This is a genomic window from Streptomyces nogalater (genome assembly GCF_039532885.1).
Classification (GTDB): Bacteria; Actinomycetota; Actinomycetes; order Streptomycetales; family Streptomycetaceae; genus Streptomyces; species Streptomyces nogalater.
Map to the genome: position 1 here is coordinate 85,951 of NZ_BAAASM010000022.1, position 9,723 is coordinate 95,673.

Sequence of the window (9,723 nt, forward strand, 5' to 3'; positions counted from 1 at the left end):
CATGCCGGAGCTCGGAGTGGCCGATACGGTCGGGATCCTGCGCCGTCCCGGAGTCAGGCCACGGCACAGCAGCGCCGGACTCGGCTGGGAGCACGTCTACGTGTCCTCCCAGCAGGAAACCCCCTACCGCGCGACGTTCGACCTCGCGCCCACCCATCTGCTGATCCTGCACCTCACCGGGCCCGTCACCGTACGGCGAGGCCAGGGCGGCCAGGCACGGTCGCGGGTGATCCCCGCCGGTGGGCTGTTCCTGCAGCCGGCCGGCCGGGAACTGTCCGTGGAACTGGGCGGCGGCCTGGACACGGTGCACGTCTACCTGACGGACGAGGCACTGCGCGAGGCCAACGACGGCCGGCCGGTCCAGCTCGCCGAGGAGACGGGAGTCAGCGACCCGCTCGCCGAACAGATCATGATCGCGCTGGACGGCGCCGTACGCCGCTGGGAACCGTCCGCCCGTACGTACGTGGACCACCTGACGGGCATGCTCGCCGCACAGCTCACCCGGCGGCACACCGTCCGCACCGTCCCGCCGCCCACCGCGCGGCCCGGACTGTCCGGCCGGCAGCTCACCGCCGTACGGGACCTGATGCGCGAGCGACTGGCCGAACCCCTGCCGATCAGGGACCTGGCCGCGGCGGCCTCGCTCAGCCCCAGCCAGTTCACGCGCCAGTTCCGCGCGAGCACGGGCCAGTCGCCGCACCAGTACCTGCTGGGGCTGCGACTGGACCACGCGTGCCGGCTGCTGCGTACCACCTCCGCGCCCATCGCGGAGGTGGCGGTCGCCTCCGGGTTCTCCCACCAGGAGCACCTGACCCGGGTGATGCGGGCCCGGCTGGGCACCACACCGGCGGTGGTGCGCCGCGAGGCGTGAACCGGCCGGTCCCGGACCAGCGGTCCAGGACCGGTACCGGTCAGCGTTCCAGGACCAGTGCCAGCCCCTGCCCCACGCCGATGCAGAGCGCCGCGAGCCCCCGGCCCGCACCGGCCGCGGCCAGTTGGTGGGCGACCGCCCCCGTGATCCGGGCACCGGAGGCGCCCAGCGGGTGGCCGATGGCGATGGCACCGCCCCGCGGGTTGACGATGGTCCGGTCCAGCTCCGGAAGAGCCGCCAGACAGGCCAGCGCCTGCGCCGCGTAGGCCTCGTTCAACTCCACCGTGCGCAGGTCGCCGGCCGCCACGCGCGCCTTGTCCAGCGCCTTGCGGACGGCGTCCACCGGGCCGAGGCCGAAATACTGCGGCTCGATGCCCGTGACGGCCGCCGCCCGCACCCGGGCCAGCGGTTCGCGGCCGATGGCCCGCAGCCCCGCCTCGTCCGCGAGGAGAAGCGCGGCGGCCCCGTCGTTGAGCGGCGAGGCATTCCCGGCCGTGATGGTGCCGTCCGGCAGGAACGCCGGTCTCAGCCGGGCCAGGGCGCCGAGGGAGGTGCTGTCGCGGATGTTCTCGTCTCGCGGCAGGTCCACGCCGTCCACGGGGACCACTTCCCCGGCGTAGTGCCCCTCGCGCCAGGCGGCGGCCGCGTTGCGGTGGCTGGCGAGGGCGAAGGCGTCCTGCTGCTCGCGGGTCACGCCGTACCGGGCGCCGACCAGCTCCGCGCTCTCGCCGAGCGGGATGGTCCACTCCTTCGGCATCCTCGGGTTGACCATCCGCCAGCCCAGGGTCGTCGAGTGGAGCTGCTGGTCCTTCGCGGGAAAGGCACGGTCCGGTTTCCGCAGCACCCACGGGGCGCGGCTCATGGACTCCACACCGCCGGCGACGGCGATGGACGCGTCCCCGAGGGCGACGGCCCGGGCCGCCTGGATGACCGCCTCCATACCGGAACCGCACAGCCGGTTCACGGTGGAGCCGGGCACGCTGACGGGCAGACCGGCCAGCAGGACGGCCATACGGGCCACGTCCCGGTTCTCCTCCCCGGCTCCGTTGGCGTTGCCGAGCAGTACGTCGTCGACGCGCGCCGGGTCGAGGTCCGGGCTGCGGTCGAGGAGAGCGCGCAGCACACCGGCGGCCAGGTCGTCCGGGCGTACCCCGGACAGCGCGCCGCCGTAGCGGCCGAACGGGGTGCGCACGGCGTCGACGACGTACACCTCGCGTGGGCGCTCGATCACCGCGTACTCCTCACGGTCAGCGGCACGGGGGTGACGGCGGCGATCCGCTCCGCCGGCACACCAGGCGCCGTCTCGACGAGTTCGAGCCCCCGCTCGGTGACGTCCAGGACGCACAGGTCGGTGATGACACGGTCGACACAGGACCGCCCCGTCAGCGGCAGCGTGCACTCCTCGACGATCTTGGAACTGCCGTCCTTGGCGAGGTGCTCCATCAGCACCACGACCCGTTTGACGCCGTGCACCAAATCCATGGCCCCGCCCATGCCTTTGATCATTTTTCCCGGGACGGCCCAGTTGGCCAGATCCCCGCGGACGGAGACCTGGAGCGCGCCGAGGACGGCGGTGTCGATGTGGCCGCCCCGGATCATGCCGAAGGACAGCGCCGAGTCGAAGAAGGAGGCTCCCGGCCGGACGGTCACCGTCTCCTTGCCCGCGTTGATGAGATCGGCGTCGACCTCATCGGGTTCCGGGTACGGTCCGACACCGAGCAGGCCGTTCTCGGAGTGCAGCACCACATCCACGCCCGGTGGTACGAAGCCGGCCACCAGAGTGGGGAGCCCGATCCCGAGATTGACGTACATGCCGTCGCGCAGCTCCCGCGCGGCGCGGGCCGCCATCTCCTGTCTGCTCCAGCTCACCGCTCCCGCACCACCCTCTTCTCGATGCCCTTGTCCGCCGCCTGCTCTGGGGTCAGCACGACCACGCGCTGGACGAACACACCCGGCACGTGCACCGCGTCGGGATCCAGCTCCCCGGGCTCGACGAGTTCCTCCACCTCGGCCACGGTGATCCGGCCGGCCATGGCCGCCAGCGGGTTGAAGTTGCGGGCCGCCCGGTGGAAGACGAGGTTGCCGTGACGGTCGCCTCGCGCGGCCCGGACGAGGGCGAAGTCGGTGGTGACGGCATGCTCCAGCACATGTTCCACGCCGTCGAAGACCCGCACCTCCTTGGCCGGCGAGGCCACCGCCACCGAACCGTCGGCGCCGTAACGCCAGGGCAGACCGCCCTCCGCGACGGCGGTGCCGACACCGGCCGGGGTGTAGAACGCGGGAATCCCGCTGCCTCCGGCCCGCAACCGCTCGGCGAGGGTGCCCTGCGGAATCAGCTCGACCTCCAGCTCGCCCGCCAGGTACTGGCGGGCGAACTCCTTGTTGTCACCGATGTAGGAACCGGTGACCCGCGCGATCCGGCCCGCCGCCAGCAGGACACCGAGACCGCGCCCGTCGACACCGCAGTTGTTCGACACGATGGCGAGGTCGCGGGCCCCGGACTCGTACAGCGCGCCGATGAGCACTTCCGGCACACCGCTCAGCCCGAAGCCGCCGACGGCGAAGGACTGCCCGTCCGTCACATCCGCCAGGGCCTGCGCGGCGGTGGCCACCTGCTTGTCCACGCTCAACGCCCCAGGACCTGCCGCAGGGCGGCGGACAGGCCCTCCCAGGCCTCCTGCCCGGTCACCGGCGCGGTCGCGCGGCGCCAGGCCACATAGGCGTCCGGGCGCACCAGCAGGACCCCGTCCTCCGCGATCTCGCTCACCCGGCTCCACTCGCCGTAGGCGTCACGGGCGCCGTCCTCGCCGATCCGCACGAAGCGCAGCGGTATCCCGAGTTCCTCGCGGCACGCTTCCGCCGCCGTCTCCCAGACCTCGCCCGACAGTCCCGTCAGCACGGTGAACTCGCCCTTGCCGACGACGTCCAGGGTGGAGATCCGCCCGCCGTCGCCGTCGACGAGCCACGCGTGGGGGAGCTTGGCACCCGGGCGGGTGGTGGGACGGGCCACCAGCTCCCGGTCCTCGTCCCAGACCTCGGCGGGGGAGCCGTCGGCGACGACCGCGTCCGAGACGTAGCGCTGGTTCATCTCGACGCCGTGCGCGTTGAACTCGTAGTTCTTGAGCCGGATGGCGTCCTCCAGCTGACGCCGCCGCTTGGCGCCCTCGGGGGTGGCAGCCCGCAGCGCGGCCAGCCCCTGGGCGATGGTCTGCTCGTCGCCGTCGGCCCCGACGCCGAGCGTGTCGAAGACGGGCCCGAACTGGTCGCGGCTGAGGTTGGCCCGCTCGACGATCTGCCGTCCGACCGGGGCGCGTTCGGCCGTGTAACTGTCCAGGAGCGCCGGACCGGCCTCACCGCGGATCACCATGGCGAGCTTCCAGGCGAGGTTGTAGGCGTCCTGCACGGAGGTGTTGGAGCCCAGGCCGTTGGACGGCGGATGACGGTGCACGGCGTCGCCCATGCAGAACACCCGGCCGGAGGAGAAGGACGAGGCGTAGGCGTGGTTGACGGTCCACAGGGCGGTGGACGTGATCTCCACCGGGAGGTCGGGGACGCCGATCAGATCGCGCACGATCCGGCGCGCCTCCTCCTCGTCGACCGCGGGTGGCGGCTGCTCGATGTCGTAGCCCCACACCAGCAGCCACTCGTTCCACGGCCGGACCATGCGGACCAGCCCCATGCCGATGCCGCCGGTCGCCGCGCCGGGCCGCAGCACCCAGTACAGGACGCTGGGACGGTGGGCGCAGTACTGCGAGAGATCGGCCCTGAAACCGATGTTCATGCTGCCGGCCTTGCCCATCCGCCCCTCGACCGGCAGACCGATCTGCTCGGCGACGGTGCTGCGTCCGCCGTCGGCCCCGATCAGGTACCGGGCCCGTACGGTGAACTCGTCGCCGCGAATCCGGTCGCGCAGCACGGCCGTGACACCGTCGTCGTCCTGGGTGAGGCTCAGGAACTCGGTGTCGAAACGGACCTTGGCACCGCGGGCAGCCGCGTTCGTCGTGAGGATCGGCTCCAGGTACGTCTGCGGCAGGTCGAGCATCCGGCAGGGGCTGGTGGACGTGTACTCGGTGAGCGAGTACGGCCCGGTGCCCCAGGTGCGGATGCGGCCGATCTCGTCACCGGCCAGCGCCGTGCACAGCACCGTGTCCCCCATCAGCTGCGACGGGCTGCCCTGGGCCAGCGCCTCCCCCTCGACACCGAGGTCGCGCAGCACCTCCATGGTGCGCTGGTTGGTGATGTGCGCCCGGGGGGTGTTCGCGAGCCAGCCGTACTTGGTGACCTGCAGGGTACGGATGCCGTAACTGGCCAGCAGGAGGGAGGCCGTGCCGCCGGACGGGCCGCTGCCGACGACGAGGACGTCGGTGTCGTAGGAGGATGTGCGGGTCATGGTCAGTTGCTCCTGGGTCGGTCGGCCAGAGGGGCGATACGGAAGGTGTGCTCCAGGCGGCGCCACTCCCCGTCGACGCGGCGGCCGTCGGGGGTGGGTCCGGTCTGCGGGGCGAAGTCGACGATCAGCGGCTCCTTGACGCCGAAGACCGTGTCGCTGTCCAGGTAGGCGCCGCCCGCCACGAACAGCTGCGTGATCAGACGGCGGTGGCCCGGCGCGTCGATCATGAAGTGGAGGTGCGGGGCACGTTGGTGATGGCGGCCCACCGCGGTGAGCATCCGCCCGACGGGGCCGTCGCCCGGAATGGGGTACTCGGACGGCAGGATCGACCAGAAGGTGAGCCGCCCCGAGGCGTCGGTGCGCAGCCGGGCCCGCAGCACGGGGCCGTCCAGGTCGGGGAGCTGGACGTCGTAGAAGCCGTTCTCATCGGACTGCCAGACATCGACGACCGCGTCCCTCACGGGCGCACCGGACGTGTCGGTCACCGTCACGTCCACCCACAGCGGCGTGCCCGGCAGACCGCCGGAGATGTCGTCGCCGTGCGCGGCCTCGGGCGGGCCCTCCACGTAGAAGGGGCCCAGGACGGCCGACGGGGTGGTGTCCGGAGTGCGGGAGTTGGTCAGCACGTCGACGGCGCTGGAGACACCCAGTACGTCCGAGAGCAGCACGAACTCCTGCCGGGTCGGTCCGCAGAGCTGCCCCGTCCGGGTGAGGAAGTCGATCGCGTACTGCCATTCCGCGTCCGTGACCTCCTGCTCGGCCACGAAGGAGTGCAACTGCCGTACGAGGTTCGTCAGCAGGGTGCGGACGCGGGAGTCGGGCGTGTGCGCGAAGCTCGCCACGACCTGTTCGGTGAGCCTGGCCAGCGTGGCCTCGGTGGTGGCGGGGCCCTGCGGGCGGCGCCCGTGCCAGGCGTCGGCCAGCAGACCCGCGACGCCCTCGGCGGTCAGCTCACGGGGGTTCGGGTACGGCGTGGCCACGGCCAGCTCGACCGCGCGGGGCAGGCCGGACTCCGGCATGCCCAGGTCGCGCAGCGAGGTCGGCCCGCCCAGCGACGCGACCAGGTCGTAGACACCGCCCGGCGCGTCGGGCACGCCCAGCGCGCGGGCGATGCGGCGCATCGCGTCCGGGGCCGCGGGCGCGTTGTAGGCCATGGCGTGCGGCAGGACCACGGTGTGCGTCCCGGCGTGCGGCAGGCCGAAGCTGCCGCCCAGGGTGTGGCACAGCTTGTGGTGCAGGCCCATGCCCACCGTGGCCAGGCAGGTGCCGGCGAGCCAGGCGGCCTGGAGCAGACCGCCGCGTGCCTCCCGGTCCGCCGGGTCGGCGGCGAGCCGGGGCAGCGCCCGGGCGATGCGGGAGATCGCGTCGAGCGCCTGACGGTCGGTCACCTGGTCGGCGTCGGGGGAGTACAGCGCCTCCACGGCATGCGCCATCGCGTTCACCCCGCTCGTGACCGACATGGCCAGGGGCAGGGAGAGGGTGAAATCTACGTCGTAGACGACGGTCTCGGGCAGGATGGCGGCCGAGGACCGGGTGACCTTGCGCCCTTCGTGGGTCTCTCCGAGGACCGGGGTCACCTCGGATCCGGCGTACGTGGTCGGTACGACCACCTGCGGCAGGTCGGTCCGCAGGGCCAGAGCCTTCGACAGGCCCGTCGTCGAACCGCCGCCGACCGACACGAGACAGTCCGCGCCGGTCTCCCGCAGCAGGGCGAGGGCGCGTTCCGTCACCTCCAACGGGGTGTGCATCGCGGCACCGTCGAATTCCGCGGCGACGAGGCCGCCCAGCGCGTCCCGGACACGTGCGGAGGCCTCCGCGAGCGGCGGACTGGACAGCAGGAGCACCCGCGAGCCGCCCAGCCGTCCCACCTCCTCGGCGAGCCGGCCGACGGTACCGGAACCGAAGACCACCCGTGCGGGATGGGATGTGTGCACGAACGTCCGCATGTGGTCGCCTCCGCGAGTCGGTCGGTGGTGCGGTACTGCTTCAGCACCGAGTCTGAAGGTTCCGCGGAGTGAACTCCTGCACGAACAACGCGCGTTGCTGCACGAATCACGCACCGCGGGCGGACGCGGGTGGCGGGGGCGTTGGCGAAGAAGGCGGGCGGTCGCGGGGGCGGGCGGGGACCGTGCCGTCCACATCCCCGCGCAACCGTGGCCGGTCAGCGTCCCACCGCCCCCTCCGGCTCGTGCCCGCCCGCGTTGCCCCCACGGGCTCCTCGGTCGACAGGACCGGTTCCCGGTCGCTATCGGCGGGAAAGGCCTTGGCCGTGCCGTGCACCTCGTACCATGCCACCATGGTGCTCCTCCCCACAGCCCGGGTATCGCTTCCTGGTCGCCGTCCCGCCGCTCCAGGCACGTGCGGTAGTCAGGACCGCACTCGGCCTCATACTCCGGCAACTGCCGTATAGCGCTGTGCCAGTCGACCGACCTGACGGCCCCGCGCTGATCCGCAGGCAGGGAGAGATCACAGCCTTCATCATGGGGACGAAGGCCGAGGAAGCCGGCTCCTTCCTCTCCTGAGCTCCACATCACCCGCAACCCCGAAACCGCGCTTCGAAGAAGAAGGACACACGGAACAGCGATGACGTTAAAGCCAATTGACACCAGCCGGCCCCACCCGGCCCGCATGTACGACTACTACCTTGGAGGCAAGGACAGCTACCCGGTCGACGAGGAGGCTGCCGAGAGGGTCATATCGTTCCTGCCGGCCGTCAGGATCGCCGCCCGCACCAACAGAAGCTTCATGAATCGAGCTGCGCGACTTCTGGCTGACCGCGGTGTGACTCAGTTCCTCGACATCGGAACCGGTATCCCGACCGAGCCCAACCTTCACCAGGTCGTCCAAGCGGTCAATCCGCAAGCACGCGTGGTCTACGTCGATAACGACCCCATCGTTCTCCGCCATGCGGAGGCGCTCCTGCGGAGCACGCCCGAGGGGGCGACGAAGTACATCGAGGCGGATGTCCGCGAGCCCGAGAAAATCATCCAAGGTGCCAAGGAGTTCCTCGACTTCGAGGAACCTGTCGCCCTCTCGCTCGTGGCGCTCCTGCATTTCATCTCCGACGAGTACGGACCCTATGAACTTGTCAACGACCTCTTGGCCCCGCTCTCCTCGGGCAGCTTTCTCATGCTCTCGCACGTGACAGGCGACTTCGATCCTGCCGGATGGGCCAAGGCCGTCGACATCTACCGGAAGAGCGGCGTGCCCGCGCAAGTACGCTCACGAGAAGAAGTGGCCCGGTTCTTCACGGGCCTTGACCTGATCGACCCGGGCGTACAGGTCGTCACCAACTGGCACCCGGAGCCTGACCAGGAGTTCGCCGACGAACAGGTGCCCCTCTACGTGGGCGTAGCGCAGAAACCGTAAGCGCCCGGCGGTGGCTGATTTACCGTCACAATCGGGGAGCACCTGCGGATGCCGCAGGTGCTCCCCGCCGTCGTGGACGTCCGGCGTGAACGCCTCCGCCCCCGGCCGGCCCGCCTCGTCGTACGCGGACACCACGCGCCCGACCGGTTGCCGCCCATGAGCCAAGAACTGGCCCGCTACTGCCGATCAGTGAGCCATGACAGCCTAGGGTGTCGTGGACTGCCCGTGGACTGCTGCACGAGTGTCGCGGCAGACTCGTGGCCATGCTGCACCTGCGGGTTCTCACGATGAGCGACTGGCCGCTGTGGCGAGAGGTTCGCCTCGCTGCACTGAGCGAGGCACCTCACGCCTTCAAGGCGGGGCTCGCGGAATGGCACAACGGTGGAGAGGAGCGGTGGCGTGAGCGCTTGGCTATGCCAGCGACCTACAGCATCGTTACGTTGCTGGACGGCCGAGCCGTAGGGATGGCCGCAGGCCTTCCCGGGGATGGCGGCGCGTGCCAGCTGAGGTCGGTATGGGTCAGCCCCCAGGCGCGGGGGCACAGCGTCGGCGACCAGTTGATAGCGGCAGTCGAGGGGTGGGCCCGGCAGAGGGGCGCTACGACTTTGAAACTCGCGGTCCTACCGGGCAACGAGCCCGCTGTCGCGCTGTATCAGCGCAACGGTTTCATCGATACGGGTGAACTTGGAGACCTGTTGCCCGACGGGGTCACCAGGGAACGCCTGATGGTGAAGGTGCTTCGCTGAGAGGACGGCGTGCGAGCAGGACGGATCATCCACCGCGGGGCGGTTGCTGTGGATCCGAAGGCCACCGCTACTGCTACTTCGGGGGTTGGGTGTGTTTTTGGTAGTTCGTGGGGTGCTGGTGGGGGTTTTGTTGTTGTCGTTTGTTGGTGTGGTTAAGGGTGGGAAGAGTACCGGGGAACGGGGGTGGGACAGGATGTGGGCAGTAGTGCGGCTTGGGCGGAAGTACAGGCAGTCCCAGGTGTCCACCCAGGCCAGGTCGATGGGGTGGTAGCCGGGCGGCAGTGTCGAGTCGTCGGCGTCGGGGCTGGGTGTATTCGCAGTTGAAGGGCTGTCTGGTCTTCGAAGTT

The 9,723-nt window shown here is 70.8% G+C and carries 8 protein-coding genes; 3 read left to right on the forward strand and 5 right to left on the reverse strand.

Going from position 1 to position 9,723, the window contains the following annotated elements; genetic code table 11:
- Position 1 precedes the first annotated feature (1 nt).
- Positions 2-871, forward strand: coding sequence for an AraC family transcriptional regulator (locus tag ABD350_RS17605; protein WP_344349081.1), 870 nt, complete (start codon positions 2-4; stop codon positions 869-871).
- Positions 872-911: 40 nt separating this feature from the next.
- Here the strand turns inward: ABD350_RS17605 and ABD350_RS17610 are convergent, their stop codons facing one another.
- From ABD350_RS17610 to ABD350_RS17630, 5 genes are read right to left on the reverse strand one after another with little or no spacing between them, the layout of a single operon-like run.
- Complete coding sequence (locus tag ABD350_RS17610) at positions 912-2,102, reverse strand: acetyl-CoA C-acyltransferase (protein ID WP_344349083.1); 1,191 nt, start codon at positions 2,100-2,102, stop codon at positions 912-914.
- A complete protein-coding gene (locus tag ABD350_RS17615; RefSeq protein WP_344349084.1) occupies positions 2,099-2,740 on the reverse strand; it encodes a CoA transferase subunit B in 642 nt (213 codons plus the stop codon). The genes ABD350_RS17610 and ABD350_RS17615 overlap by 4 nt, the downstream gene beginning before the upstream one ends.
- A complete protein-coding gene (locus tag ABD350_RS17620) occupies positions 2,737-3,495 on the reverse strand; it encodes a CoA transferase subunit A (RefSeq protein WP_344349085.1) in 759 nt (252 codons plus the stop codon). The genes ABD350_RS17615 and ABD350_RS17620 overlap by 4 nt, the downstream gene beginning before the upstream one ends.
- 2 nt (positions 3,496-3,497) lie before the next feature.
- Positions 3,498-5,261, reverse strand: a complete 1,764-nt coding sequence (locus ABD350_RS17625) for an FAD-dependent oxidoreductase (RefSeq protein ID WP_344349086.1) — start codon at positions 5,259-5,261, stop codon at positions 3,498-3,500.
- A 2-nt stretch (positions 5,262-5,263) separates the two neighbouring features.
- Positions 5,264-7,207 (reverse strand): maleylacetate reductase and hydroxyquinol 1,2-dioxygenase domain-containing protein, encoded by a 1,944-nt coding sequence (locus ABD350_RS17630; RefSeq protein ID WP_344349087.1) that lies wholly within the window; start codon positions 7,205-7,207, stop codon positions 5,264-5,266.
- Positions 7,208-7,844: 637 nt separating this feature from the next.
- Here ABD350_RS17630 and ABD350_RS17635 point away from each other — a divergent pair.
- Positions 7,845-8,630 (forward strand): SAM-dependent methyltransferase, encoded by a 786-nt coding sequence (locus ABD350_RS17635; RefSeq protein ID WP_344349089.1) that lies wholly within the window; start codon positions 7,845-7,847, stop codon positions 8,628-8,630.
- 263 nt (positions 8,631-8,893) lie between these two features.
- Positions 8,894-9,376 (forward strand): GNAT family N-acetyltransferase, encoded by a 483-nt coding sequence (locus ABD350_RS17640; RefSeq protein ID WP_344349090.1) that lies wholly within the window; start codon positions 8,894-8,896, stop codon positions 9,374-9,376.
- Positions 9,377-9,723 lie beyond the last annotated feature (347 nt).

Excerpts from the sequence above, each read along its gene's own strand:
- ABD350_RS17635 (WP_344349089.1), top strand. The coding sequence starts at position 7,845 with ATGACGTTAAAGCCAATTGACACCAGCCGGCCCCACCCGGCCCGCATG.
- ABD350_RS17640 (WP_344349090.1), top strand. The coding sequence starts at position 8,894 with ATGCTGCACCTGCGGGTTCTCACGATGAGCGACTGGCCGCTGTGGCGA.
- ABD350_RS17630 (WP_344349087.1), bottom strand. The coding sequence starts at position 7,207 with ATGCGGACGTTCGTGCACACATCCCATCCCGCACGGGTGGTCTTCGGT.
- ABD350_RS17625 (WP_344349086.1), bottom strand. The coding sequence starts at position 5,261 with ATGACCCGCACATCCTCCTACGACACCGACGTCCTCGTCGTCGGCAGC.
- ABD350_RS17605 (WP_344349081.1), top strand. The coding sequence starts at position 2 with ATGCCGGAGCTCGGAGTGGCCGATACGGTCGGGATCCTGCGCCGTCCC.